We start from the raw sequence: 25,978 nt of genomic DNA on the forward strand, positions 1-25,978 counted from the left end.
ACCTATACGATGGCAGCCGTCGTCCTCGACGACAGACAGCGAGGAGCTGCGCCACTGTCTGACAGAGCTGACTATCAAGCCAGGAGTGCGGCTGCACTGGGTAGCCGAGTCGGTGAAGCGGCGGGACATGATCGCCGAGGCGATCGGGCGCATGGACATCGCGGCGATCGTAACGCTCGGCGCTCCCGGGCGATCGGTAGCTGTCTCACGCGTCCACAGCTCAGAGTTTCTGGAGGCGGGTGAGGGCTTCTTGGAGGACGGTGGGTTGTTTGCAGAAGGCCCAGCGGACCAGGGGTTTGCCGTAGTGGGTGTTGTCGTAGAAGACCTGGTGGGGGATGGCGACGACGCCTGCTCGTTCGGGGAGCATGCGGCAGAACTCGATGCCGTCGGTGTGGCCGAGGGGGCGGATGTCGGTGGTGACGAAGTAGGTGGCGGCGGGGCGGTGGACCTCGAAGCCGAGGTCGGCCAGGCCGTCGGACAGGAGGTCGCGGCGGGACTGGAGGTCGGCGCGCAGGGCGTCGTAGTAGTCGTTGCCCAGGGCAAGTGCATTCGCGACGGCGGGCTGGAAGGGAGCGCCGGAGGTGAAGGTGAGGAACTGCTTGGCCGTGGTCACGGCCGTCACCACCGACGGTGATCCGGTGACCCACCCGATCTTCCACCCGGTCACCGCGAACGTCTTCCCCGCACTGCTGATCGAGACGGTCCGGTCCGCCATTCCGTCGTACGACGCGATCGGCCGGTGCTGCCCGTCGTACACCAGATGTTCGTAGACCTCGTCCGTGATGACGACCAGGTCGTGCTCGAGCGCGACCGCGCAGATCCCGCGCAACTCCTCGTCGGTGAGGACGGTGCCGGTCGGGTTGTGAGGTGAGTTGATCAGCAGCACCTTCGTCCGCGGCGTGACCGCAGCCCGCAGTTCGTCGAGGTCCAGCCGGTACGACGGCGCGCGCAGCGTGACCGGCACGCGGCGGCCCCCTGCGAAGGCGATCCCGGCGGCGTACGAGTCGTAGTACGGCTCGAGCGCGATCACCTCGTCGCCGGGCTCGACGAACGCGAGCAGTGCGGCCGCGACCGCCTCGGTGGCGCCGGTGGTGATCAGGACCTGCGTGTCCGCGTCGTACGTGAGGCCGTAGAACCGCTGCTGGTGTTCCACGACCGCCTGCCGGAGCGCGGGTACGCCGCGGGCGGGTGCGTACTGGTTCACCCCGGCGCGGATCGCGGCGATCGCGTCCTCGAGCAGCGAGTCCGGTCCGTCACGGTCCGGGAAGCCCTGGCCGAGGTTCACCGACCCCGTCGCCAGCGCCTTCGCGGACATCTCCGCGAAGATCGTCGTCCCCAAACCGTCCAGCCGCTCGGCGTGTGCGCGCATCTGCTAACCCTCGACGGCCGTGACCATGTGTGCAAGCCAGGCGCGCGCGGTGGCGCGGTCGGTCTTGCTGAACGCCGCCTCGAGGTCGTCCTCCACCTTGCGAATCGCAGGCCCCGCCTCGGCCAGCCGGCGCTCGCCGCCCGGGGTGAGGTGGACCTGCTGGGTACGGCGGTCCTTCGGGTTCGGCCGCCGCTCGACCAGACCCGCGCGCTCCATTCCGGTGATCAGTTCGTTCGCGGACTGCCGCGTGGTCCCGACCATCCGGCCGACCTCGGCGACCGTGAGGCCGGGCTCCTCCCGGACGCACAGCAGTGTGCCGTACTGCTGGACCGACAGCCCGTGCTCGTCGAGCGCGACCGCGAGCGCCGACCGCATGCTCAGCCACGCGTGCCGCACGAGGAACGTCACACAGCCGGTCTCGTCATTGGGGTCCATGCGCCACATTCTGCCGAAAAGGAGATTGACAGGTTCCTGTCAATCGAGGACGATGAGGAACCTCGTCAGGGTCCTGTCAATCATAGGAGACTTCGTGGCCACGATCGACCCCGCGCCAGGTCCACTCCGTCAACGTCGCATCCTTGCGGTCCTGGTCGTCTCGGCCGTGCTGATCTGGATCGACTCGACCGTCCTCGGTATCGCTCTCGAACGCCTCGCCAGCCCCGTCGACGGACTCGGCGCCTCGCCCGGCCAGTTGCAGTGGGCGGTCGGCGTCTACTCGCTGCTGTTCGCCACCGCACTCTTCCTGGCCGGCGCGCTCGGCGACCGCTACGGACATCGCACCGTCCTGATGGTCGGCCTGCTGGTCTTCGGCGCCGCGTCCGCCTGGGCCGCCTGGGCCACCGATCCGGCCGGGCTGATCCTGGCTCGCGCGACCATGGGCCTCGGCGGCGCACTGATCATGCCGACGTCGATGGCGATCATCGGCTGGACGTTCCCGCCGGAACGCCGGGCCGGCGCGATCGCGATCTGGTCCTCGTCCGCCGGTGTCGGCGTCGCGATCGGCCCGGTGCTCGGCGGCCTGCTGATCGACCACTTCTGGTGGGGATCGGTGTTCACGATCAACCTCCCGATCGTCGCGTTCGGACTGATCGGCGCCGTCGTCGTACTCCCGAATCCGCGCAGTCCGCAGCGTCGCCGGCTCGACCCGGTCGGCCTCGGTCTGTCGACGTTCGGCCTGCTCGGCCTGTCGTACGGGCTGATCGAAGGTGGTCACCAGGGCGGCTGGGGCCGCTGGCAGGTGTGGGCGAGCATCGCCGCCGGGCTCGTCCTGCTGGCCGGGTTCCTGTACTCCGAATGGCGCGAGCAGGAGCCGAGCTTCGATCCGCGGCTGTTCCGCAACCGCCGCTTCGCGGCCGGGAACTTCTCGCTGGCGGCCGTCTTCCTTACCATCACCGGGCAGAGCTTCTACCTCGCGTTCTACCTCCAGGGCGCCCGCGGCATGAGTGCGCTCGATGCCGGCCTGATGTCGCTGCCCGGCGCGCTCGGCGTGGTGGTCGGCGCCCCACTCGGCGCCCGGCTGGCGGCGCGCCTCGGTGTCGCCAAGGTGTCCGGTACGGCGATCCTCACCCTCGCGGTGTGCTTCGCCCTCAACCTCGCGTACGACGTCGACACGTCGCTGATCGTCATCGGGATCATCGGCGGGCTGGCCGGTCTCGCGATCGGCATGACCGTCGCGCCGACCACCGCGGCGGTCATGGCCACGCTCCCGATGGACCGGATCGGCGCCGGTTCCGCGGTCAGCAACGCCCTGCGCCAGGTCGGCAGCGTCCTCGGTGTCGCCGTCCTCGGAACCGTCGTGTCGTCGACGTACCAGCACCGGATCGCGCCGTCCCTGGCCGGCCTGCCGGACGCCGACGCCATCGGTACGTCGGCCGAGGCGACCCGGCACGCGGCCGGCGTTCTGCGTCGCCCGGATCTGGTGCAGACCGCGAACGACACCTTCGTGCACGCGATGCACGTCGCGGCTGGGGTCGCCGCGGCGTTCGTCCTGATGGGCGCGATCGTGCTCGCGCTCGCGTTCCGGACCGCCAGGCCATCACAATCGCCCGGGGCGGGCCCGGCTGAGCGGGAACGCGTCGACATCGGCTGATTGTGATGGCCTGGGGATCGCCATCAGCTCCAGGGTGACGGCGGTGGCGGCGGCACGACGGGCGGACGGTCCTCGCACCAACTGGCGCCGGTCCAGCCGCCGTCGTTCCCGCCGAGCAACCGGACGTCGAACTCGGGCGACCCGTCGAACTGGAACGTGCCGCAGTTGTTGACGAACGGCGCACCGACGTTCCGCGCGTCGACGTTCTCGAACGTCGCCCAGCCGCCGACCCGCGCGTTCACCACGTTGGTCCCGGTGCCGTCGACTTTGATGTTGCGCACGGCGACGTCGGTGATCGCGTAGTTGTCCTTCACCGGCCAGTCGACGACGAACAGCATCGCGTTGTACGTCGAGTCCAGGAACGAACTGTCGGTGATCTCGATCGTCCCGGACATCGTGGACTGCAACGCGTACAGCCAGATCGCGCCGAGGCCGAGGTTCCAGTTGAGGTCGCGTGGTCCGCCGCGGACCGTGGTGTTGCGGGCGAACGTCAACGTGCCCTCGAACGGCGTCGCGTTGAACCGCGATCCGGCGTGCAGCGTGCTGCCCTCACGGATCGGATCGGCCACCAGGTTGTCGGTGACCGCGTTGTCGCGGCCGCCGTAGATCGCGATGTTGTTCGCGAGGACCGGTGTCTGCACGGTGTTGTGGTCGTAGACGTTGTCGTGGTTGACCAGCCCGTCGGGGTTGGACTCCGACCACATCGCCAGGCCGTCGTCGCCGCTGTTGCGGACGAAGTTGTTGGTGGCCCGGACGTTCGAGACGCCGAGGTGCAGATTGATGCCGTCGGCAATGGCATCGGTGATGACGTTGCCGCGGATCAGCAGGCCGTCCATCGGCCCGTCGAGCCAGATGCCGACCTTGGTGTGGTGCAGGTGCAGGTTCTCGATCGTGGAACCGCCGCCGATCGCGCCGCCGATACCGTTCACCTGGTCGGTGTCGATGCGTTCGCGGACGTCGCTCTCGATCGCGAAGTCGGACAGGTGTACGCCGGTGCTCCCGCCGTCGGCGGCGTACTTGCCGTAGAAACCGGGCGCGCTGTGCACGGACTTGTCCGGCGCGGGCTCGGTGAGCGGGAGGACCTTCCCCTTGATGATCGTCCACCAGTTGCCGGCGCCGCGGATCGTCACCTGGTCGACGACGATGTGCCGGTTCACCTGGAACGTCCCGGCCGGGATGAACACCGACCAGCCGAGCTTCTTCGCCGCCGCGATCGTGCGCTCGATCGCGGGCGCGGCGTCCCGCCGGCCGGTCGGGTCGGCGCCGAAGAGCCGGACATCGAGGGATCGCGACGGTTGCTTCAGAGGCGCCTTCACGAGTTCGAAGTCCGCGACGTCGAGCACGGTCCACGCGGCTGCAGTCGCCCGAGGTACTGCGAACCGGATGCGCGAGCCGGCCTGGTACGTACGGTCGAGCATCACGCGCTGCTCGTCGTAGAAGTGGTTCGGGCGGAACGGTTTCGCGACCGGATCCGGCTCGGGCTTCCACCAGCCCGGCGTCGGGTCGACGTCCGGGTCGTTGGAGAACGGGTACATCCCGTACAGCCAGGCGTACTCCGACGTCAGCGTCATGGTCTGCTTGCGCTTCCCGTTGACGCTCACGTCCAGCGGCGCGGTGATCCCGCCGCCGCCCGGCGCGTCCGGGACGCTGTACCGCAACGTGAAGGCGTTGGCCGCCTCGGTCAGCGTGAACTCGACGTGCTGCTTGGGTTGCAGCCGTACGGCGGTACGCCCGGAGGCCTCGGCCGGGAGCGTGTACGCCTCCCGCCCCGGGCCGATCCGCTCGCCGGTGAAGACGGCGTTCTCCGCCTCCTGCTCGACGAACGGTACGTCGGCGCCGCGGCCCGCGACGAGGACCGGATCGAGGCCGGCGCGGGTGATCCGCGGCACGGGCTGCGCGGCGGCTGGTTGGGACGTGAGCAAGGCACCGAGGAGCGCGGTCATGCAGGCGAGCGCGATCACGTGCGAACGGGACATCGGCGGATCCCCTCCCGGACGAATGTGTCTGGAGGTTATGCACCCGACGATCGGTGCGCAAGATCTCGACAGGTCAGAGAAATTTCCGGATCATGAACACGTCCACCGGGTCTTCGCGTTCCACGACGAAGCCGTGCCGTTCGTACAGCTTGCGGGCGGCGCTACCTTGCAGGACGTTCAGCCGGACGGTCGCACGCTCCGCATCGACGCCGTCGAGCAAGGCTCCCAGAACTGCGGTGCCGAGCCCGCGTCCCTGGTAGCGCGGATCCAGATAGAAGTGCTCAAGCAACCACTGCCCACCCCCGACCACCGCACCCGCCACCACCGCACCCGCCGCCACCGCATCCGCCGCCACCGCATCCGCGGCCACCGCACCCACCACGGCACCCGGTGCCGCCTCGGCCGGTGCCGCCTCGGCCGGTGCCGCGTCAGCCGGTGCCGCGTCAGCCGGTGTCGCCTCGCCCAGCGCCACCGGAGCCGGTGCCGCGTCGGCCGGTGCTGCCTGGCCCGGTGCCGCGTCGGCTGGTGCTGCCGCACTCGGCGTCACCGCACCCGGTGTTGCCTTGCCCGGTGCTGCCGCACCCGGTGCTGCCGCACCCGGTGCTGCCGCACCCGGTGCTGCCGCACCCGGCGCCACCGCACCCGGTGTTGCCTCGCCCGGCGCCGCGTCGGCGGGTGGTGCGTCGCCCGGTGCCGCGTCGGCCGGTGCTGCCTCGTCCGGCGCAGCCTCGCCTGCCGTCTCCCCGCTGGGCTTCCCGTCCGTCGTCTCCCTGCCGGGCTCTCCGTCCGTCTGCCCGTTGGTGGGTGGTGTGTCGGACGGGCGTAGCGTGATGGAGCCTGCTGGGGCTCCGTCGACTTCGATGATCCGCGTGTGTTCCGCGGTGAACGAGTCGCGGAAGCGTTGGCGGACCCGGTGTTCGTCGTACCGGCCGAGGCGTTCCAGGTCAGGGCGCATGACGACCGCGCGGAGTTCGACGAGGTCTTCGAGGTCGCCGTGGGTCGCGGGCCGCAGTGTCCAGGTCATCGGAGGTCGCAGGGGCGACGTCACGGGAGATCCGGCTGCGGGACGGGCCGCAGCGCGCGCAGCCATAGCTCGGTCTGGGCGATGTGGGCAGAGGCCGCGGTGGCCGCGGCGGCCGGGTCACGGGCGGTGATCGCGGCGAGGATCGCGCGGTGGCCGCGGTCGCTGGTCTGCTTGATCGCGTCGAAGTCCGCGCCGGGCTCGAAGATCCGGTAGTGCCCGCCGCGGCCGCGGATCACGTCGGTCAGCGCGGTGACGGTCGAGTTGCCGCCGGCGGTGCAGATCAGGCCGTGGAACTCGGCGTCGAGCTGCTGGATCTCGGTCGCGTCGGTGGTCGACTCGAGCCGGTCGAGGACCGCGCCCAGGCGGGCCGCGAGCTCGGGGTCCTGGCGCGCGGCCGCGGCGGCGGTGGCATGGGACTCGAGCACCCGGCGTACCTCGAGCAACTCGAGGACGCCTTCGAGCGGGATCAGCTCGACCGACAGCGAGAACCGGCTGATGATCGCGGCCGGCTCGAGCGCCGAGACGTACGTGCCCGAGCCGTGCCGCGACTCGATCACGCCGAGCGCGCCGAGCGACCGGACCGCCTCCCGCAGCGAGCTCCGGGACACGCCCAGGTGGTCGCACAACTCGGGCTCCGGCGGGAACTTCGCCCCCGGCCCGAGCTCACCGGACGCGATCATCTGCCGCAACCCGGCCAGCGCCTTGTCCGTAGCTGCCATCTCCTCACCTCCTCCCGAAGCGTAAGTCCTCAGACCACTTTCGGTCACCTCCACCAACTCCCACCGGAGGAGCGGCGGAGATCAGGACGATTCATCAGACGTTTGTCAGCCTGCGTAAGAAGCCGGGCAGGTCCGCGGCGCGCCACCGGCGCTCCGCGAGCTGCTCGTACGGCGACCCCTCGGTGATCCACACCGTGGTCATGCCGCGCTCGTGCGGCAACGCGAGATTGACCTCGAGATCGTCGAACATCACCGCCCGCGCCGGCTCGATCCCGAACCGGGTCAGGAACGCGTCGAGGCTCTCGGCGTACGGTTTCGGGACCAGATCACCGGCGAGGATGTCGAAGACGCCGTCCACGCAGCCGGTCAGCCCGAGCCGGCCGAGTGCCTGTTCGGCGTGGTACGCCGACCCGTTCGTGTACACGTACTTCCGCCCCGGCAGCGTGGTGAGAGCGGCCGCCAGCGCCGGATCCGGGCCGATCACCGAGTAGTCGATCCGGCGTTCGAAGTCGAGGAAGTCGTGCGGGTCGATGGTCCCGGTCACCATCGCGCCGCGCAGCGACGTACCGTACTCGGCGACCAGCTCGGCCTGAATGCGCCGGGCGCCGGCGACGTCGGTCCCGTAGTACTGCGCGATCGTCGACAGGATGCCGTGGGTGAGCTGCTCGGCGAGGGCGGAACCGGCCGGGTAGAGCGTGTTGTCCAGGTCCAGAACCCAGGTCTCCATGTCCGCCAGCACCCGACCAGCGTAGGTGACACACTGGGGGCGTCACCGACGGGAGGACTGCACCATGTCCACTGGGCCCATCAGGCCGACTGCGCTTGTTACCGGGCCGGCGACCGGGATCGGCCGGGCGTTCGCCGACAAGCTGGCGCTCGAGGGCTACGACCTGGTGCTGGTGTCGCGGGACGAGGCGAGGCTCAAGGAGATCGCCACCGAGATCACGCGGCTGCACGGCGTCGAGTGCGAGGTGCTGGCCGCGGACCTGACCGACAAGGACGATCTGGCCCGCGTGGAAGAACGGTTCCGTACCGGGCCGATCGAAGTACTGGTGAACAACGCCGGCTTCGGCCAGAAGAAGCCGTTCTGGGCGAATCCGGTCGAGGTCGAGGAGAAGCAGTTCGACCTGCTGGTTCGCGTCGTACTGCGGCTCACGCATGCCGCCGTCCTGCCGATGATCGAGCGCGGCTCGGGTGCGGTGATCAACGTGTCGTCGGTCGCCGGTTTCCTGCAGCGGAACATCTACAGCGCGCACAAGGCCTGGGTGACGACGTTCTCCGCCGGCCTGGCGGTCCAGCTGCATGCCAAGGGTGTCGCGGTGATGGCGTTGTGCCCGGGGTTCGTCCACACCGAGTTCCACGAGCGGATGGGGATGGACAAGACGATCATCCCGTCGTTCATGTGGCTGGACGCGGACGAGCTGGTCGCCGCGGCCTGGAAGGACCTGATGCGCGGCAAGGCGATCTCTGTGCCGAGCCGCCGCTACAAGCTGATCGTCCTCGCCGCGCGGTTCACCCCGCGGGCGCTGATCGCTCGCGTGTCGACCGTGGGACTGGACGGCCGCCGCCGTACCTGATCGGGGTTTCGGTCTAGGCGGGTCACCCGCCTGTGTGCGATCTTGCTGTCAGTGGCACTCGGAGGGGCCGCCTGGGGGCGGGCGGCGAGTGCGGGGAGGCACCATGAACAGCTGGGGTTTACGTCGGTCTGTCGCGGTGGGGACGGCGCTGCTGCTGGTGGGGTCGGCGTTGACCGTTGCTGCCGGGCCGGCGGCGGCGGTCGTGGCGAACGTGGCGATCTCGGGGACGACGGCGTCGAACGGTACGACGACCTTGAGCTACCGGGCGACGGTGACTCGGGCCGGAACGCTGCGCTACATCCTGGTCTCGATCCCGCCGGGGTCCGGTGGCCGGATCACGTCGGTCAACGGCGCGGTGCGGACGGTGTCGCCGGGCGTGCTGCAGTGGCGGCCGAGCCGGACGCTGACCGTCGCCGTCGGCGCCAAGTTCTCGGTTCCGTTCTACGGCGTCCGGCTTCCGGGCGGAGGTCCGTGGACCTTGAGCTTCCGGGCCGTCGGGACCACCGGTGCGGCGCTGTCCGCCGGTACCGGAACGTTGATCCGCCCGGCCGACGTCCGGATCATCGCGACCAATCCGGTTCCGGGACAGCGGACGACGCTGTCGTACGCCGGGACGGTCGGCCGCCCGGGAGTCCTCGCGGCGGTTCGGATGAAGCTGCCGACCGGCGTCCGGGGGACGTTGACGAGCGTCAACGGGACGCTGACGGTGTCGAGCGGATACGCGACCTGGCGGCCGCGGTCGCGGATCAGTGTCCGCGGCGGCGTCCGGCTGGCGATCCCGATCTACGGGGCCGTGCTGTCCAAGTACGGCGGCATCATGCGGCTGGGGATGACGGCGACCGCGACGAGCGGCGTGCAACTGATGGCCGGGACGGGATCGCTGGCGCTGATCGCACCACCCGCCCCGATGCCGACGATTCTCGCCGGGTCGTTCCCCGCCCGGCCGGCGGGATGCCCGACCGCCTGGCCGACGACGGCCGCCGAGAACGCGAAACCGGGGACCGGCGCATGGGTCATACCGGCCACGATGAACGGTCCGCTGGCGGCGTACCTGACGAAGGTCTCGGCGACGTGCGGCACCACGGTCGATCTGAAGGTCACCTCCGGCAGGCCCGTGAGCGTCGTCGCCTATCGAGTGGGGTACTACCAAGGGCTCGGCGGGCGTGAGGTCTGGCGACGCGACGGCGTACCGACTGTCGTGCAGCCACCTCCGACGATCGGTGGTACGGCCAACGGTCACCCGCTACGGATGGCGTCGGCGGCCCACTGGTCGAAGACGTTGACGATCCCGGTGGACCGCAACTGGGCGCCGGGGACGTATCTGATCAAGGTGAGCGACGGCCGGTACGCGACGTACGCGCCGCTGACGGTTCGCGACGACACCGGCCGCAAGCACAGCCTCCTGATCCAGCAGGCGACGACGACCTGGCAGGCCTACAACTGGTACGGCGGCCGGAGCTTCTACAGCAGTGCGACGACCGGATCGGGGCGCCTCACGTTCGACCGTCCGTACGCCGAAGGACAAGGCTCCGGGCAGTTCCTGCCGTTGGAGCAAGGGCTCGTGGTGTGGGCGGAGTCGATGGGCCTGGACGTCACGTACTGGACCGACAACGACCTTGACGTGTTCGGTGGTCAACTGGCGGCCCGCGCCGGGACGATCTTCCTGCCGGGGCACGACGAGTACTACTCGTTGCGGATGCGGGCGTCGATCAGTCAGGCGATCAAGCGTGGCGTCAACGTCGCCAGCTTCGGCGCCAACGCGACCTACCGGCGGATCACGTTCACCGACAGCACCCGACGGAGCTGGGACGTCGACCGGTACACCGCCGGAGGCACTTCGACGCTCTGGCGGTACCTGGGTGATGCCTATGCGTCGCAGCCGTTGCTCGGTGCGGAGTACAGCTGTGGGGTGTACGCCGGCAACCTCAGGACCGGGAGCGGGTGGCTGTTCCGGGGCATCCCGGCCGGCACCGTCGTACCGGGTTTCCTCGCCGGCGAGGTCGACCACGTCTGGCCGGGGCTGTACAAGCATCCTGGGCTGGGCATCGTCGCGGCCGGTACGGCGAAGTGCCGTTCGACCGGGCGAGCGACGCCGATGCACGCCACCGCCTACATCGCGCCGTCAGGTGCGCGGGTGTTCAACGGCTCAACGTTCGCCTACGGGTGCTTCCTGGTCCGCCGGTGCCCCTCGAACCTGGGGATGCCCGCGCAATCGGTCGCATCGCGGCGGGTGGTGACCACCATGGTCGCCAACGTCACCAACTGGGTCGGGCGCGGGACGATCGCAGTTCGGAGCGACACCTCGGCACCCGAGCTACAGGTCGCCGTCCCGAATCACCGGTTGGCGACGGACGACGGGTGATTTACAGCTTTTCGGCGACCTCGGTGAGGACGGCGAGGGTGGCGGTGATCAGCGGGTGGTCGGCGCGGCTCGCGCGGACGGCGGCGTACACGCGGCGGGCCGGGGCCGGTTCGGGGAGTGGGCGGATCACGGCGAGGGTCGGTTCGGGTACGGCGAGGCGCGGGACGAGCGAGACTCCGCCGCCGGCCGCGACCAGCGCGGCGACGGCGCGGAAGTCGTCGGACTGGTGGACGATCCGCGGCGGGAAGCCGGCCTGTTCGCAGGCGAGCAGTACGACGTCGCGGATCGGGTTGCCGGGTGCGGTCATCACCCAGTCGTCTCCTGCGAGCATGGAGAGCTCGATCGTGTCGTGGTCCGCGGCCGGGTGCGCCGGCGGCAGGACGGCGACGAAAGGCTCGGCGTACAAGGGGATCCGGACCAGGCGCCGGTCGTCGGGGCGCGGTGAGCCGCGGTGTTCGACCGCGATCGCGAGGTCGGCGTCGCCGTCGAGCAGGTAGGTGATGCCCTGGTGCCCCTCGGCGTCGCGGACGACGAGGTCGAGACCGGGACTGGTCTCGCGGAGCCGGGGCAGCGCCGGCGCGACCAGCAGCGAGATCGCGGTCGCGAACGCGACGACGCGGACCTCGCCGTTCGCGCCGTTCGCGTGCAGCCGCATCGCGTCCTCGGCACGCTCGACCTCGGCGAGGATCGTGTCGGTGTGGGCGAGGAGCAGGCGGCCGGCGGAGGTGATCGCGACGCGGCGGCCGCGGCGTTCGAGTAGTTCCTGGCCGACCTCGGACTCCAGGGCCGCCAGTTGCTGGGAGACCGCCGAGGGCGTCAGATGCAGCACCTCGGCGGCCGCGGTCACAGTCCCGTGGTCAGCAAGCGCGCGCAACACCCGCAGGCGTCGTACCTCGATCACGGACCTCAGCTTGGCACAGTTCGTCACCCTGGCCGCCTGGGAGCAGTTTCAGCTCGACGGCCGGACGGTCCGGCGTACGGCGTTCGCGCCAGCTGCGGACCGCGTCGCGGATCGGGTGGCGCCTCGGGACATGCGGACGCACCGGGGCGTTCGGCATTGCGGAGTGGGTTTCTTCGTGGACCGTCTTGATGACGGAGTACGGCACGTACAACACAGTGGTTCCTTTCGACACTTCGACAGTAGGAACTCAGGTGTTGATACGTCCAATGAAAGTTCCGCGCGGAGTTGATGTTCCTGGTGCATGATTGGTGGCATGGAACTGCGACAGCTCCGGTCGTTCGTGGTGGTGGCCGAGGAGATGAACGTCGGGCGTGCGGCCACGCGGCTGCACCTGACCCAGCCGTCGCTCAGCCGGCAGATCGCGGCGCTCGAGCGTGATCTGGGCGTCGAGCTCTTCGCCCGGGTGAAGCGGCGCTTCGTGATGACGGCGGCGGGGGAGACATTTCTGGCCGAGGCGCGGGACCTGCTCCGCCGGTCGGACGAGGCGGTGCGCGCGGCACAGCGGACACAGCGCGGGGAGCTCGGGACGTTGCGGCTGCGCTTCGTGCAGTCGGCGACGTTCGAGGTACTGCCGCGGTTGCTGGGAGCGTTCCGGCGGGCGTACCCCGAGGTGGTGCTGGACCTGGAGTCGACCACGACGCTGCGGCAGACGGAGGCACTGCGGGACGGGCGGATCGACGTCGGCCTCCTCCGCCCGACCGCGCCGGCACCGGTCGCGGCTGGGGCATCCGGTACATCGGCGGGCGGGAGGCAGCGCGCGGCCGCGGGCGGAGAGCACGGCGTGTCCGGGGCCGGGAAGCACGGGGTGAGCTCGACGACGACGGTGGTGCGGCTTGCACCGGGGTTGTCGTCGCGGGTGGTTGCCGAGGACGCGTTGGTCGCCGCGTTACCGGCCGGGCATCGGCTGACGCGGCGTAAGCGGCTGCGGCTGACCGACCTCGCGGACGAGCCGTTCGTGTTCTACTCGCGACCGAGCGGCCCGGCGGTGTACGACACGATCGTCGGGTTCTGCCGGGCGGCCGGGTTCACGCCGCGGATCGAGCAGGAGGCGGCCGACGTACAGACGATCGTCTCGCTGGTCGCGGCCGGACTCGGCGTCTCGCTGCTGATCGGTCCGACGCCACCGTCCAACCCCGACGCCGTCGTGTACCGCGAGTTGTCCGACGACCTACCACCATGGCAACTCTCGGTAGCCTGGTCCCCGGACAACCGCTCCCCCGTCCTGGCGCGCTTCCTCGACCTCCTCTGACCACCACCCCGCACCGTCCGCATTTCCCTGGTGGGCCAGCGAAATCGGGGGTTCTGCACCGTGAATACGGGTGCCAAACCCCGCATTTGGCTGGTCAGCCAGGCAAATGCGGGGCGAGGTGGGGCGGGGTGGGGTTAGCCGAAGACGTCGGGGTCGCCGCCGGTGCGGACGCCGGTTTCCAGGTCCGCGATCGCGGCCATGTCGTCGTTGTCCAGGCGGAAGTCGAAGACCTCGAAGTTCTCCTGGATCCGGCTCGGCGTCACCGACTTCGGGATCACCACGTTGCCGAGCTGCAGGTGCCAGCGGATCATCACCTGCGCCGGCGACTTGCCGTACCGCTCGCCGATCGCCTTCAGTGCCGGGTTGCCGATCAGTTCGCCGGAGGCCAGCGGGCTCCACGCCTGCGTGACGATGTCGTTCTCGGCGTTGAACGCGCGCAGCTCGTCCTGCGGCAGCGCCGGGTGCAGCTCGATCTGGTTCACCGCCGGCCGGATCGTGGTCTCCTCGAAGATCCGCCGCAGCGCGGGCTCGTGGAAGTTCGAGACGCCGATCGCGCGGACCCGCTTGTCGGCGTACAGCTGCTCGAACGCCTTCCAGGTCTCGACGTACAGATCGCGTTGCAGCGACTGCCAGTGGATCAGGTACAGGTCGACGTACTCGAGGCCGAGCTTCGCCAGACTCGTGTCGAACGCCTTCAGCGTGCTGTCGTAGCCCTGGTCGGAGTTCCACAGCTTGGTCGTGATGAACAGCTCGTCACGCGGGATGCCCGACGCGGCGATCGCCCGCCCGACGCCTTCCTCGTTGCCGTAGATCGCGGCGGTGTCGATGTGCCGGTAGCCGGTCTCGAACGCCGCGGTCACCACGTCGGTGACGATCGCGTCCTCGACCTGCCAGACCCCCAGGCCCAGCTGCGGGATCTCGACGCCGTTGTCCAGAGTGATGGAGGGGACTGTGCTCATCTACCCATTCCACCCGGCAAAAGGTTTCCGGCCCAGTCATCTGACGTGTGACAACGACCTCATTAACCGTTCGTAACCACCGCGAACGATGTGGCATCGGGCTCCAGGAAGCGGAGTAGCCCGCTGCCCTCCCGCTCCAGCTCGGCCTGCGTCTTCTTCAGGGTCCTGCCGAACGGCGTGAGCGTGAGAGTGGCCACACCACGCTTCTTCTCGCTCGTCCACAGGCCCGCGACCAGGCCGTCGACCGTGTACGTCGCCTTCACGCGGAGGTTCTTCGTGAACACGGCCGGCTTGTGCTCGTCCGCGATGATCCGGTCCCGCTTCGCGTGCGAGAGCAGGACGTTGTCGAACTCCGGCAGGAACCGCACCGGCGCGGGCGTGTCCGGATCCGGCCGCGGCGCATCCGGTACGTCGTACAGCGTCTTGCCGGACTCGTCCTTGAACGTCTCCAGTTCCAGCTCATCGAACAGCGGCTTCGCCTTCTGCAACCCCGACCAGGTCTGGAAGTCCGCGGGCGTGGCCGGACCGAACGCCCGCAGGTACCGGGTGACGAGCTCGCTCGTCTCCGCGCGCCGGTGGAGCTTCTTGCCGATCCACGCCTCCGCGGGCGTGAACCGGGAGTTCGCGGTCCAGGACCACCGGACGTCCGCCGGGTGCATCACCAGCGGCACCAGCATCCGCGTGCAGAACCCGAGCGCCCGCTCGTTGACGTCGGGGAACTGCTGCTGCAGCGCGTCCCGCACCTCGGTGAACGTCAACGGCTCCTTCGCGAGCAACTTCTCCGCCGCAGCCGTCACCTTCTCCGGCTCCAGCCCTGCCGCGCGCTCGCCCAGCACCTTCAACCCCGCCTCGAGCACCGGCGCCACCGTCACCCGGAACCGCAGGTAATCGGCCGCCGTCACCAGATGCAACGTCCCGCGAAACATCGTCGCCCGTACGACGTCCCGCGCGACGACCGCCCGATCAAGCTCCCCCTCGTCGAACCCGTCGATCCGCGACCACAACCCGACGTACGGATGCTTGGCCTCCTGCCCCTGCATCCCCACCAGCCGCCCGACAACCTCAACCGCCGGCAAGGCCTCCCGCCCCAGCAACATCTGCCGCGCCGCCGTGGCCCGATTGACCGCCCGCGCACTCATCACCACCATGCAGGCATCCTCCCGCCCACCACCGACAAAAGTCAGTCACGCCCCGGCGCGGCGACGGCCAGGGCGTTGCGACGACAGGCGTCCGCCAGCCTGTCGTCGTACGTGACGACGAGGTCGGCGTCGATCAGCACAGCCGTCGCGAGGTGAAGCGCGTCGAGACTTCGCAGGACGAGCGGTTCGATCCGGCGCGCGACGCTGACGATCTCGGCCGTCATCGGGCGTTCGTCGATGCCGGACATCGCGCCGTCGATCAGGTCGCCGGCGTCGGCGGGTGTCTTCACGTGCGCCAGAACGACGCGGGAGACCTCGACCCAGGCGAGCGAAGACGAGGCCAGCAGATCGCCCTGCTCGTAGCGTGCGTCGAGGAAGTCGACCAGGTCAGTGGACTCGTCCTCGATCACGACCCGCTTGATCAGGGCGCTGCTGTCGAAGTAGACGCGCATCAGAAGCGATCGCCCCGGTCGAGCAGGTCGAGGCTGGAGGTGCCTTTCGGCAGCCGGAGTCGCGGTGTCACCTTGCGGTAGGGGACACGGGCGGGCTGTACCGCGCGGGTGGCCCGCGCGTGTTCGCGATCGCCCGTCGGATCCTCGTGGTCGATCAGGTGCAGCCGGCGGCCGAGCGCGTCCCTGACGATCTCCTGCTGGGATTGGCCGGTACGTTCTGCCTCGGCCTGCAGCGCCGCCGCCACCTCGGGAGCGAGTCTCAGATTCATGGCCATACTGCGATGGTACCGCGGTGGTGCCACCTGTGGTACCGATGGTCAGCTGTAGTCCTTCTCGTCGTACTTCGGGAGGCCCAGGAGCTGGCGGATCTGCGCGGAGGGGGCCTTGCCGCCGGCGGCCGACGCGAGTTTCACGTGGTCGGCCAGCTCGGACTTGCTGTCGCTGGCCGCGGCGCGGAGCCAGTGCGGGCGAGCGGCCGCGTCCGCCTTCGCCAAGGCCCGCATCTGCGTCGAGACCCTGGCGGGCCAGGCGGTCGACCTCAGCGCGCCGTACTCGGCCAGGTTCGCCGCGGCCACCGCCTTCGCCCGGTTCTGCAGCGTCGTCAGCGACATGTTCTCGTTCGCCGCCTGCTCGAAGCGTTCGAGCGCCACGTTGTACGGCCGGGTGATCTGCAGGTACTTCGCCCCGGCGGCGGCAACGCTCAACGCCGCCGGCGCGGTCCGCGCGACCGGAACACTCCGGGCGGGGGTGGCCTGCGGTCGGTACCCCGACGTCTCGGGCGTCGGGGTCGCGGACGCCCTGCTCGACGACGCGGGCGACGGCGCCGTCACGGGCGGTCCGGCTGCCGATCCACAGCCGGCAACGGCCAGCAAACCTGCTATTCCGACAACGGCCAGCATCTGGCGCATGAGGCTCCTCACCCAGGGCGGACCGGGCAACTCTAGCGGCGGTCCGCCCGGGGTGTCCCGGAGCTATCCAGCGAGCGCCGCGCGGGCCTGCGTGAAGGCGGCGATCGCGCGTTCCACGTCCTCGACTGCGTGGGCCGCGGAGAGCTGGACCCGGATGCGGGCCTTGCCCTGGGGGACGACCGGGTAGGAGAAGCCGATGACGTAGATGCCGAGGTCGAGGAGCTTGTCGGCCAGGCGGCCGGCTTCGGCGGCGTCGCCGATCATCACGGGGGAGATGGGGTGATCGCCGGGCAGTACGTCGAAACCTGCCTCGGTCATCTTGGTGCGGAAGAGCTTGGTGTTCGCGGCGAGCTTGTCGCGGAGGGCGCTGGAGGTGCCGATGAGTTCCAGTGCCTTCAGCGAGGCGGCGGTGACCGACGGGGCCAGCGAGTTCGAGAACAGGTACGGGCGGGAGCGCTGGCGGAGCAGCTCGACGATCTCGCGGCGCGCCGAGACGTAGCCGCCGGAGGCGCCGCCGAGCGCCTTGCCGAGCGTGCCGGTCACGATGTCGACGCGGTCCTTCACGCCGAACAGCGACGGCGTACCGGCGCCGTCCGGCCCCACGAAGCCGACCGCGTGCGAGTCGTCGACCATCACGAGCGCGTCGTACCGCTCGGCCAGGTCACAGATCTCGTCGAGCGGGGCGACGTACCCGTCCATCGAGAACACGCCGTCGGTCGCGATCAGCCGGTACCGGGCGTCCGCCGCGTCCTTGAGCTGTGCCTCGAGGTCGGCCATGTCGCGGTTCTTGTAGCGGTAGCGGCGCGCCTTCGACAGCCGGACGCCGTCGATGATGCTGGCGTGGTTGAGCTCGTCGGAGATGATCGCGTCCTCGGCGCCGAGCAGCGTCTCGAAGAGTCCGCCGTTCGCGTCGAAGCAGGAGCTGTAGAGAATGGAGTCCTCGGTGCCGAGGAAGTTGCTCAGGGCACCCTCCAGGTCCTTGTGGATCTGTTGCGTACCGCAGATGAAGCGCACTGAGGACAGCCCGAAGCCCCACCGGTCCAGGGCTTCCTTGGCGGCTGCGACGACCTCGGGATGGTCGGACAGTCCGAGGTAGTTGTTGGCGCAGAAGTTCAGTACTTCGTTGCCGGTAGCAACAGAGATCAGCGCCTGCTGGGGTGAGGTGATCACCCGCTCGGACTTGTAGAGCCCGGCGTCGCGGATCTCGCCGATGGTCGTCGTCAGGTCGTCCCGCATCCGGCCGAACATCAGTGCTTCTCCTCCAGGGATTCCGTCGTCCAGTCCATGATCACCTTGCCGCACTGCCCGGCGCGTGCGACGTCGAACGCCCGCTCGAAGTCGCCGTACCCGAACCGGTGGGTGATCACCGGCGTCAGGTCCAGGCCGCGCTCCAGCATCACCGACATCGAGTACCAGGTCTCGAACATCTCCCGGCCGTAGATGCCCTTGATGGTCAGCATGTTGAGCACCACCGTGCCCCAGTCGATCGCGATCTCGTCCGACGGCAGGCCGAGCATCGCGACCTTCCCGCCGTGCGTCATGTTCGCGAGCAGCTCCCGCAGCGCGGCCGGCTGCCCCGACATCTCCATCCCGACGTCGAACCCCTCGCGCATCCCGAGGCTCTGCTGCGCCTGCGCGATGGTCTCCTCGCCGACGTTCACCGCCCGGGTGACGCCGATCTTCCGCGCCAGGTCGAGCCGGTACTCCGACAGGTCCGTGATCACCACGTTCCGCGCACCGGCGTGCAGCGCGACCGCGGCGGCCATCACCCCGATCGGCCCCGCGCCGGTGATCAGCACGTCCTCGCCGACGAGCGGGAACGACAGGGCCGTGTGTACGGCGTTGCCGAACGGGTCGAAGATCGCGGCCACGTCAGGATCGACGGCGTCCTTGTGTACCCACGCGTTGCTCGCGGGCAGCGCGACGTACTCCGCGAACGCGCCCGGCACGTGGACGCCGAGTCCGCGGGTCTTGATGCACAGGTGGCGCCGGCCGGCCCGGCAGTTGCGGCACCGGCCGCACACCAGGTGCCCTTCGCCGCTGACCAGGTCACCGACCGCGACGTCCCGGACACCGACACCGACCTCGACGACCTCACCGCAGAACTCGTGCCCGGTCACCATCGGGACCGGCACGTTCTTCTGCGCCCAGTGGTCCCAGCTCTGGATGTGCAGATCGGTGCCGCACAGCCCGGTGCGGAGCACCTTGATCAGTACCTCGTCGGCCTCGATCTTCGGCTCGGGCACGTCCTGCAACCACAGACCGGGTTTCGCCTCGGCCTTCACCAGTGCCTTCACGGCACCCACCTCCAGTACGACGATCGTCCACATCGTCGTCCTGGGCAACCACCGGCGTCCATCGACACGTCATGCACAGCCTTTGCAGTTCCACTGCACACTCGACACCCGAACACGCCTGACCGGTAGGTCACCTAGGCTTACCAGTCATGAGCTACGACCGGGACGGACTGCTGGAGCAGGTCAAGGGCAAGGCGATCGTGCACGGACGGGTGACGCTGGCGTCCGGCAAAGAGGCCGACTACTACGTCGACCTGCGCCGGATCACGCTCGACGCGGCCGCCGCTCCGCTGATCGGCCCGGCGATGCTCGAGCTGACCAAGGACCTGGAGTACGACGCGGTCGGCGGGCTCACGCTCGGTGCCGACCCGGTCGCGATGTCGATGCTGCACGCGGCGGCTCAGCAGGGGCGGACGCTCGACGCGTTCGTCGTCCGGAAGGCCGAGAAGACGCACGGGCTGCAGCGGCGGATCGAGGGACCGGACGTGAAGGGCCGCCGGGTCCTGGCGGTCGAGGACACGTCGACGACCGGCGGATCGGTGCTGACCGCGGTCGAGGCGTTGCGCGAGGCCGGGGCCGAGGTGGTCGCGGTGGCGGTGATCGTCGACCGGTCGACCGGGGCGCGGGAGCGGGTGGAGGCGGAGGACCTGGAGTACCGGGCCGTGTTCGGGCTCGAGGACCTGGGGCTCGGCTGATGCAGAGCAGCACGCTGTGGATCATCCTGCTGACGATCGTCGTCGTCGCCGCGCTCGGCTATTTCAACTACTACCGCGCGAAGAAGCGCCGCGAGCTGTTCGCCGGGTTCGCCGCCTCTCAGGGCTGGTCCTACGTTCCGGCCAACCACTCCCTCGCCGGCCAGTGGGCGGGTACGCCGTTCCAGACCGGTGACAACCGGCGGGCGAAGAACGTCCTGACCGGTGCGTTCAACGGCCACCAGATGGTTGCTTTCGACTACAGCTACCAGACGCACTCGACCGACTCGAAGGGACGCCGGCGGACCACCACGCACCACTTCGGTGTGGTCGTGCTGCAGTTGCCGGGTGCGCTGCCGCACCTCGAGGTGACGCACGAGGGGATCTTCGGCGGCGCGGTGGCGAACGCGTTCGGTTTCCGCGACATCCAGTTCGAGAGCGAGCAGTTCAACCGGTCGTTCCGGGTGAAGGCCGACGACGAGCGGTTCGGGCACGCGGTGGTGACGCCGCGGATGATGGAGCTGCTGCTCGCCCGCGGTGAGATCGGCTGGCGGGTGGAGGGGAATTCGCTGGTCGGCTGGGACAAGGGCGCCCACGACCCGAACGAGGTGATGAACCGCCTCGCGCTGCTCGAGCAGGTCGTGGCGAACGTCCCGCCGTACGTCTGGCGCGACTACGCCGGCATCGACCCCCGCGGCCAGCAGGCGCCGTACCCGCAGGTCCCGCCCACGCAGCAGGCGCCACAGACGCAGCCGCAGACGCAGTACCAGCAGCCTTACCAGCAGCCGCAGTACCCGCAGCAGCCGCAGCAGCCACCGGCGGGCGGACCTACGTACCCGTAGAGTCGCTCCCAGCACTGCCAATCACTCGGGAGCTGGGAACATGGTCTGGGTCATCATCGCGATCCTCGCGGTCGTCGTCATTCTGGCGATCGTGCTGATCACGTCGTACAACCGGTTCGTCAAGCAACGGAACCTGATCCAGGAGTCCTGGCGGCAGATCGACGTCGAGTTGCACCGCCGGTACGACCTGATCCCGAACCTGGTCGAGACGGTGCGCGCGTACGCCGCCCACGAGCGGCACGTGTTCGAGGAGGTCGCCCGGCTGCGTACCCAGGCCGTGAACGTGCAGGGCGCGACCCCGGAGCAGCGGGCGGCGGCGGAGGGTCAGCTGTCCGGTGCGCTGCGTCAGATGATGATCTCGGTCGAGCAGTACCCGCAGCTGCAGTCGAACCAGAACTTCCTCGGTCTGCAGCGCGAGCTGACCGACACCGAGGACCGGATCGCGGCCGGCCGCCGGTTCTACAACGCGAACGTCGGCGACTACAACACCCGGGTCGAGGCGTTCCCGTCGAACCTGATCGCCGGCGCCTTCAAGTTCGAGAAGGCCGGGTACTTCGAGGTCAACGACGAGCAGGTCCGCGCGGTCCCGCAGGTCTCGTTCGGCACCGTCGGGTCGGTCGCCGGTGAGCAGGCGCCGCCGCCGATGCAGCCGGGTGCGCCGTCCTCGGGCCAGATCCACCCGCAGATGCCGGGGGACCAGGGCAACTACCAGGCACCGCCGCAGCAGATCCCGGGCAACTACCAGCAGCCGGGCCAGCCGCAGTACCAGCAGCAAGGCCAGCCGCAGTACCAGCAGCCGGGTCAGGGGCAGTACCCCGCTCAGGGGCAGTACCAGGGACAGGGAGAGCCACCGGTGGGCGGGCCGCCTGCGGGTTCCCCCGCTCCGCAGGACGGTCAACCGCCATTCACCGGTGGCCAGTAGGCACCGGTTCCCCGTGGTTCAGGTCCCCCGAACCCGAACTCGCTCCCAGTGCCAGGCCCGGCGTGACGGCGGTCAGGTCGTCACCTCCGGGCCTGCCCTCCCCCCGGTACCTGAGTCAACAGTGCCGCACTGAGATACATCCGGCGTACATCGGCCTTCCCGGCGGGTGCGGGCGGATGCCACGATAGGTCGGTTCCAGAGTGGAGAGGTCGGACGAGTGGACAGTCTGAGGTACGGGATCCTCGGACCTCTGCGGCTCGTCCACGTCCAGGGGCAGCCGCTCAAGGCCGCCAAACCGCGCCAACTGCTCGGCACGCTGCTCCTCCACCCGAACCGGTTCGTCTCGACCGACCTGATCGCGGATGCGCTCTGGGAGAACAACCCGCCACGGTCCGCCACCGCGAACATCCGGACGTACGTCCGCGCGCTCCGCGGGGTGCTGCAGGACGCCGGCCTGCCCACGCCGATCGACACGTCGGCCGCCGGCTACAGCATCGAGGTAGGGGTCGACCAGCTCGACGCCAGCCTGTTCGAGTCCCTGCTGGCTGAGGGCGGTCACCTGCGCGACGCCGGTGACGGCCGCCAGGCCATGCAGGTGCTGTCCCGGGCGTACGCGCTGTGGCGCGGCCGGCCGCTGGAGGACCTCCCGATGCCCGCGGCGTGGGAGGGCTCGATCTCCCGTCTGGAGGCGCAGCATCGGGGCCTCGTCGACAGCCTGCTGGACCTCCGGCTCGAGTACGGCGACGCGAGCGGCGCCGCCGTACTGCTGAGTGCACGGCTCACCGACGATCCGTACGACGAGCAGCTCTGGCGGCGCCTGGTCGACGCGCTCGTGGCCGCGGGGCGGGTGGGCGAGGCGCGGGCGGCGTACGCGAAGGCCGTGCAGACGCTCGCCGACGAACTGGACATCAAGCCCGGTCCGGAGCTGGAGGCGGCAGGCGCCCGCGCCGAGAACGGCCGGTCGGCCAACTGGCCCAACCCCGGCATCCCGGCGGACCGTACGGCGGACCGCCCGGGCCCGGTCGTGCCGCCCGGACCGATGGCCGCGCCCGAGCTGACCGACCCACTGCGGCCGCCGAGCCAGCTCCCGCTCGACCTGGCCGACTTCAGCGGCCGGCAGGACCTGCTCGAGCAACTGCGGGACCTGGTCTGCGGCCGCGACCCGGTACGCCCGCCGGTCGCCGTCATCTCCGGTGCTCCGGGGACGGGGAAGACGTCGCTCGCGGTACGGCTGGGCCATCTGGTCCGGGAGCACTTTCCGGACGGGCAGATCTACCTGGACATGCACGGTGCGACGCACCCGCGCGATCCGGCCGCAGCACTCACCGATCTGCTGCTCAGCCTGAGCCTGCCCGACTACGCGATCCCGACCGACCCGGAACGGCGGTCCGCGATGCTGCGGTCCGAGCTGGCCAGCCGCCGGGTGCTGATCATCCTCGACGACGTGGCCACGGCCGGTCAGGTGACTCCGCTGATGCCGGGCACCGGCGCGTCGGCGGTCGTGGTGACCAGCCGGAACCGGCTGATGGACCTGGCCGGTGCGGACAGTACGCCGCTCGACACGTTCGACGACCGTGACGCCGCAGCACTGCTGGCATCGGTCGCCGGCGCCGACCGGATCGATCCGTCGTCGCCTGAGGCCGAGGAGATCCTGTCCGCCTGCGCGAACCTGCCGCTCGCGATCCGGATCGTCGGCAGCCGCCTGGCGCAGCGTCCGGACCTGAGCGCGCGCGAGCTGGCCCGGCGGTTGCGGGACGAGACGTCGCGGCTGGACGAGCTGAGCATCGGCGAGCTCGCCGTACGGACCAGCGCGGACCTCAGCTACGGCGCGCTCAGCGCGGAAGAGGCCCGGCTGTACCGGTTGATCGGCCACTTCGCCGTCGGTGTCTTCTCGGCCCGTGCGCTGGAGGCGGTCGCGTCGCCGGCCTCGGTACGGCGGAGCCTCGACCGGCTGATCGAGGTCAACCTGGTCCGGATCAGCTCGGTCGACCAGCGCGGCACTGCGCGGTACCGGGTCCACGACCTGCTGCGGCTGCATGCGCTCGGGGTCGGCACCGAGGAGCAGAAGGCACAAGCGATTCGGGACGTCGAGACGGTCGTCGACGCGATCCTGAACAAGATACGGCGCGCCAACAACGCGTTGTCCTTCGAGTACTTCGGCGTACTCGAACACACCGGTCCGTTGACGGCGCCGGACCCGTCACCGTTCACCGAGACCGATGCGATCGCGTGGTTCGACAGCGAGCGCAGTACGTTCGTGCCGGCGATCCGGGCCGCGGCGCAGAACGGGCTGCACGACCACGCCTGGCGGATCGCCGCCGCCTGGGGACCGTACCTGGACCTGCGCGCCGGCTTCGACGACTGGAACGGCTCGCACCAGCAGGGACTGCAGAGCGCGATCGCGTGCGGGGACCGGCGCGGCGAGGCGATCATGCACCGGAACCTCGGCCAGCTCGCCGTCTACCAGGACGACTGGGAGACCGCGCGGCGGCACCTGGACGCGGCCGCGCAACTGTTCGCCGAGGTCGGCGACCGGCTCGGTGAGGGCGTCGCCGCCGTCGGGCTCGGCACTTGGCTGCGGGAACGCGGCGAGCGCGACAAGGGACTGGAGCAGTACGAGAAAGCGATCGAGGCGTTCGTCGAGGTCGGCAACGCGAACGGCGAGGCACTGGCGCGGACCGCGGCGGCGAACGTCTACCTGGTCCGCGGCGACGTGGTCACCGCCCGGAAGTACCTGGCGCAGGCGTTCCTGATCGCGGTACGGCGCGCGGACGCGCACCGGGAGGCCAAGGTACGACGGCGGATCGCGGCGCTCCGGGTCCATCAGGGGCGGCACGACGAAGCGGTCCGCCAGGTGCGGAAGGCGCTGGCGATCTTCGACGGGATGGGCGACGACCACTGCGCGGCGTACACGCGGGCGTTGCTCGGGCAGGCGCTGATGGAGCGCGGCGAGGTGGCCGCGGCCCGGAAGATCCTGCTGGACGCGATCGACATCGGCCACCGGTTGGGCGATCGCAGCGTCGAGGGCGAGGCGGCGCAGCACCTCGGCGAGCTCTACTTGTCGACGGGGAAGCTCGACAACGCCCGCCGTACCCTGGAGCGCGCCGCGCGGGTCTGGCAGCAGGCCGGGAACGACGCCGCTGCCTCCGAATGCCGACAGCTCCTGGTCGGTTCAGAAGCAGGTGCGGCGGTCAGCTGAATGTACGGCGGCTGTATTCGGATCCGGCAGGATTTCGACCATGCCGCGGCAAGCAGGCCGAGGACGGGGGATCGGGGAGGATACCTATGGCCTGGGGGGAGCTTGCTGTGGAGCGCCGGAACGTCCCGCGGGTGGCGAACCCGCGGGACACTGAGGCGGCGCTGAACTGGCAGCTGGAGCGCATTGGTTCGGCAGCCTGGCTGGACTGGCCGCTGAAGTTCCAGCGGATGGCGTTCGGCTACGCGCACGACAGCGGCTGGCACGACGCGGCCGACGCGGTCCGTTGGCTCGACCACCATGCCCTGCTCCGTGAAGGGGCGGCGCCACGGGGGGCGCTGGTCTGGTACCAGGCGGCAGATCGGATCCGGGTGGCCTGCTCACTCGGCTCCGGTCAGGTGGTCGGTCCACTGCCGACCGGCCCCGTCGACGTCGCGGACCTCGCGCTCCTGAGCACCGACTGGGTCTGGTCCGACCCGCTGTTTCCCTTCGGGCACTAGTCCTTCGTCACAGCGTGCTTCGGCGCAGCGTGCTTGGCGGTCTCGGCGCCGTTCGCGCGGCGGCGGCGCCGGGCGAGGAAGTACTCGACGACCATCGGGATCAGCGAGACCACGACCAGCAGGAGCAGCGTGGACTCGAGGTGGTCGTGGATGAACTTCACGTTGCCGAGCGCGTGCCCGAGCAGCGTGAGACCCGGGGCCCAGATCACGGCGCCGATGGCGGTCCACAGGAAGAACTTCTTCGGGTCCATCCTCCCGGCGCCGGCGACGATCGTGATGAACGTCCGGACGATCGGCACGAACCGGCCCAGCACCAGAGCCCGCGGACCGTACCGCTCGAAGAACTCGTGGGTCTGCTCGATGTACTTCGGCTTCAGGAACCGCGCGTTCGGGTTCTGGAACAGCGACGTACCGAGGAATCGGCCGATGTAGTAGCCGGAGACGTTGCCGAGGAACGCCGCGATCGTCAGCAGCACGCAGGCAAGCCACAGCGGTACGTCGATGGAGCCTTGCGCGATGAACAGGCCGACCGCGAAGAGCAGCGAGTCACCGGGCAGGATCGGGAACAGCACCCCGCACTCGATGAACACGACCAGCAGCGTCCCCCAGAGCGCCCAGTCACCCAGCCAGTGCAGCAGGTACTCGGGGTCCATCCAGGACGGCATCAGCATCGCGACAATAGGAAGCACGCGGACAGGGTAGCGTCCCGACCTGTGCGTGAGCTGAGCAGCGACCTACGGGGAGC

The 25,978-nt window shown here is 69.8% G+C and carries 24 protein-coding genes; 9 read left to right on the forward strand and 15 right to left on the reverse strand.

The features are described 5' to 3' along the window. Positions 1-220 precede the first annotated feature (220 nt). Both BJY22_RS07765 and BJY22_RS07770 read right to left on the reverse strand, forming a co-directional pair. Positions 221-1,369: a pyridoxal phosphate-dependent aminotransferase gene (locus BJY22_RS07765; protein WP_167204811.1), complete on the reverse strand. Its 1,149-nt coding sequence runs from the start codon at positions 1,367-1,369 to the stop codon at positions 221-223. Positions 1,370-1,372: 3 nt separating this feature from the next. Continuing rightward, positions 1,373-1,804, reverse strand: coding sequence for a MarR family winged helix-turn-helix transcriptional regulator (locus tag BJY22_RS07770; protein ID WP_167204813.1), 432 nt, complete (start codon positions 1,802-1,804; stop codon positions 1,373-1,375). A gap of 94 nt (positions 1,805-1,898) precedes the next feature. Between BJY22_RS07770 and BJY22_RS07775 the strand changes: the two genes are divergently transcribed. Continuing rightward, positions 1,899-3,458 carry a DHA2 family efflux MFS transporter permease subunit gene (locus tag BJY22_RS07775; RefSeq protein ID WP_202891027.1) on the forward strand — a complete coding sequence of 520 codons (1,560 nt, stop codon included), beginning with the start codon at positions 1,899-1,901 and terminating at the stop codon, positions 3,456-3,458. A 23-nt stretch (positions 3,459-3,481) separates the two neighbouring features. Here BJY22_RS07775 and BJY22_RS07780 read toward each other — a convergent pair whose 3' ends face one another. The 4 genes from BJY22_RS07780 to BJY22_RS07800 all read right to left on the reverse strand — a co-directional run bounded on the left by BJY22_RS07780 (position 3,482) and on the right by BJY22_RS07800 (position 7,916). Continuing rightward, positions 3,482-5,434, reverse strand: a complete 1,953-nt coding sequence (locus tag BJY22_RS07780; protein ID WP_167204815.1) for a glycosyl hydrolase family 28-related protein — start codon at positions 5,432-5,434, stop codon at positions 3,482-3,484. Positions 5,435-5,507: 73 nt separating this feature from the next. Then, positions 5,508-6,458, reverse strand: coding sequence for a GNAT family N-acetyltransferase (locus BJY22_RS41455; protein WP_238350311.1), 951 nt, complete (start codon positions 6,456-6,458; stop codon positions 5,508-5,510). 20 nt (positions 6,459-6,478) lie between these two features. Beyond that, positions 6,479-7,177 (reverse strand): FadR/GntR family transcriptional regulator, encoded by a 699-nt coding sequence (locus BJY22_RS07795; RefSeq protein WP_167204817.1) that lies wholly within the window; start codon positions 7,175-7,177, stop codon positions 6,479-6,481. A 94-nt stretch (positions 7,178-7,271) separates the two neighbouring features. Beyond that, the gene (locus tag BJY22_RS07800; RefSeq protein ID WP_167204818.1) at positions 7,272-7,916 is read right to left on the reverse strand and encodes an HAD-IA family hydrolase; all 645 of its coding nucleotides are present in this window, start codon (positions 7,914-7,916) and stop codon (positions 7,272-7,274) included. 52 nt (positions 7,917-7,968) lie between these two features. Between BJY22_RS07800 and BJY22_RS07805 the strand changes: the two genes are divergently transcribed. Next, on the forward strand, positions 7,969-8,754 hold the full coding sequence (locus tag BJY22_RS07805) for an SDR family NAD(P)-dependent oxidoreductase (protein WP_167204820.1): 786 nt from the start codon (positions 7,969-7,971) through the stop codon (positions 8,752-8,754). Positions 8,755-8,857: 103 nt separating this feature from the next. After that, entirely contained in the window at positions 8,858-11,116 is a 2,259-nt protein-coding gene (locus tag BJY22_RS07810) for a N,N-dimethylformamidase beta subunit family domain-containing protein (RefSeq protein WP_167204822.1), read from the forward strand. A gap of 1 nt (position 11,117) precedes the next feature. Here the strand turns inward: BJY22_RS07810 and BJY22_RS07815 are convergent, their stop codons facing one another. Further along, entirely contained in the window at positions 11,118-12,017 is a 900-nt protein-coding gene (locus BJY22_RS07815) for a LysR substrate-binding domain-containing protein (RefSeq protein WP_167204824.1), read from the reverse strand. Positions 12,018-12,330: 313 nt separating this feature from the next. Here BJY22_RS07815 and BJY22_RS07820 point away from each other — a divergent pair, with 313 nt between their 5' ends. Then, complete coding sequence (locus tag BJY22_RS07820) at positions 12,331-13,326, forward strand: LysR family transcriptional regulator (RefSeq protein ID WP_167204826.1); 996 nt, start codon at positions 12,331-12,333, stop codon at positions 13,324-13,326. Between the two features lie 134 nt (positions 13,327-13,460). On the opposite strand, the gene BJY22_RS07825 is transcribed toward BJY22_RS07820, so the two are convergent. The 7 genes from BJY22_RS07825 to tdh all read right to left on the reverse strand — a co-directional run bounded on the left by BJY22_RS07825 (position 13,461) and on the right by tdh (position 19,081). Continuing rightward, complete coding sequence (locus BJY22_RS07825; protein ID WP_167204828.1) at positions 13,461-14,285, reverse strand: aldo/keto reductase; 825 nt, start codon at positions 14,283-14,285, stop codon at positions 13,461-13,463. A 62-nt stretch (positions 14,286-14,347) separates the two neighbouring features. Then, the gene (locus tag BJY22_RS07830) at positions 14,348-15,433 is read right to left on the reverse strand and encodes a winged helix DNA-binding domain-containing protein (protein ID WP_167204830.1); all 1,086 of its coding nucleotides are present in this window, start codon (positions 15,431-15,433) and stop codon (positions 14,348-14,350) included. A gap of 32 nt (positions 15,434-15,465) precedes the next feature. After that, complete coding sequence (locus BJY22_RS07835; protein ID WP_167204832.1) at positions 15,466-15,876, reverse strand: type II toxin-antitoxin system VapC family toxin; 411 nt, start codon at positions 15,874-15,876, stop codon at positions 15,466-15,468. After that, positions 15,876-16,151 carry a ribbon-helix-helix protein, CopG family gene (locus BJY22_RS07840; protein WP_167204834.1) on the reverse strand — a complete coding sequence of 92 codons (276 nt, stop codon included), beginning with the start codon at positions 16,149-16,151 and terminating at the stop codon, positions 15,876-15,878. Before BJY22_RS07840 ends, BJY22_RS07835 begins: the two co-directional genes overlap by 1 nt. Positions 16,152-16,193: 42 nt before the next feature. Further along, entirely contained in the window at positions 16,194-16,784 is a 591-nt protein-coding gene (locus tag BJY22_RS07845) for a hypothetical protein (protein WP_167204836.1), read from the reverse strand. Between the two features lie 63 nt (positions 16,785-16,847). Further along, positions 16,848-18,032: a glycine C-acetyltransferase gene (locus BJY22_RS07850; RefSeq protein ID WP_167204838.1), complete on the reverse strand. Its 1,185-nt coding sequence runs from the start codon at positions 18,030-18,032 to the stop codon at positions 16,848-16,850. Beyond that, the gene (gene tdh, locus BJY22_RS07855; protein ID WP_167218006.1) at positions 18,032-19,081 is read right to left on the reverse strand and encodes an L-threonine 3-dehydrogenase; all 1,050 of its coding nucleotides are present in this window, start codon (positions 19,079-19,081) and stop codon (positions 18,032-18,034) included. Before tdh ends, BJY22_RS07850 begins: the two co-directional genes overlap by 1 nt. A 149-nt stretch (positions 19,082-19,230) precedes the next feature. Between tdh and pyrE the strand changes: the two genes are divergently transcribed. The 5 genes from pyrE (at position 19,231) to BJY22_RS07880 (ending at position 25,233) form a co-directional block, all read left to right on the forward strand. Beyond that, the gene (pyrE, locus tag BJY22_RS07860) at positions 19,231-19,776 is read left to right on the forward strand and encodes an orotate phosphoribosyltransferase (protein WP_167204840.1); all 546 of its coding nucleotides are present in this window, start codon (positions 19,231-19,233) and stop codon (positions 19,774-19,776) included. Next, positions 19,776-20,615, forward strand: a complete 840-nt coding sequence (locus BJY22_RS07865; RefSeq protein WP_238350312.1) for a DUF3137 domain-containing protein — start codon at positions 19,776-19,778, stop codon at positions 20,613-20,615. The genes pyrE and BJY22_RS07865 overlap by 1 nt, the downstream gene beginning before the upstream one ends. Before the next feature lie 40 nt (positions 20,616-20,655). Continuing rightward, a complete protein-coding gene (locus BJY22_RS07870) occupies positions 20,656-21,537 on the forward strand; it encodes a LemA family protein (RefSeq protein WP_167204842.1) in 882 nt (293 codons plus the stop codon). A 217-nt stretch (positions 21,538-21,754) separates the two neighbouring features. Next, entirely contained in the window at positions 21,755-24,736 is a 2,982-nt protein-coding gene (locus BJY22_RS07875; RefSeq protein ID WP_167204844.1) for a BTAD domain-containing putative transcriptional regulator, read from the forward strand. Between the two features lie 86 nt (positions 24,737-24,822). Continuing rightward, the gene (locus BJY22_RS07880; RefSeq protein WP_167204846.1) at positions 24,823-25,233 is read left to right on the forward strand and encodes a hypothetical protein; all 411 of its coding nucleotides are present in this window, start codon (positions 24,823-24,825) and stop codon (positions 25,231-25,233) included. Here BJY22_RS07880 and BJY22_RS07885 read toward each other — a convergent pair. Continuing rightward, complete coding sequence (locus tag BJY22_RS07885; RefSeq protein ID WP_337758359.1) at positions 25,230-25,922, reverse strand: DedA family protein; 693 nt, start codon at positions 25,920-25,922, stop codon at positions 25,230-25,232. The two genes, BJY22_RS07880 and BJY22_RS07885, sit on opposite strands and share 4 nt — an antisense overlap. Positions 25,923-25,978 lie beyond the last annotated feature (56 nt).

Source organism: Kribbella shirazensis (genome assembly GCF_011761605.1).
GTDB lineage: Bacteria > Actinomycetota > Actinomycetes > Propionibacteriales > Kribbellaceae > Kribbella > Kribbella shirazensis.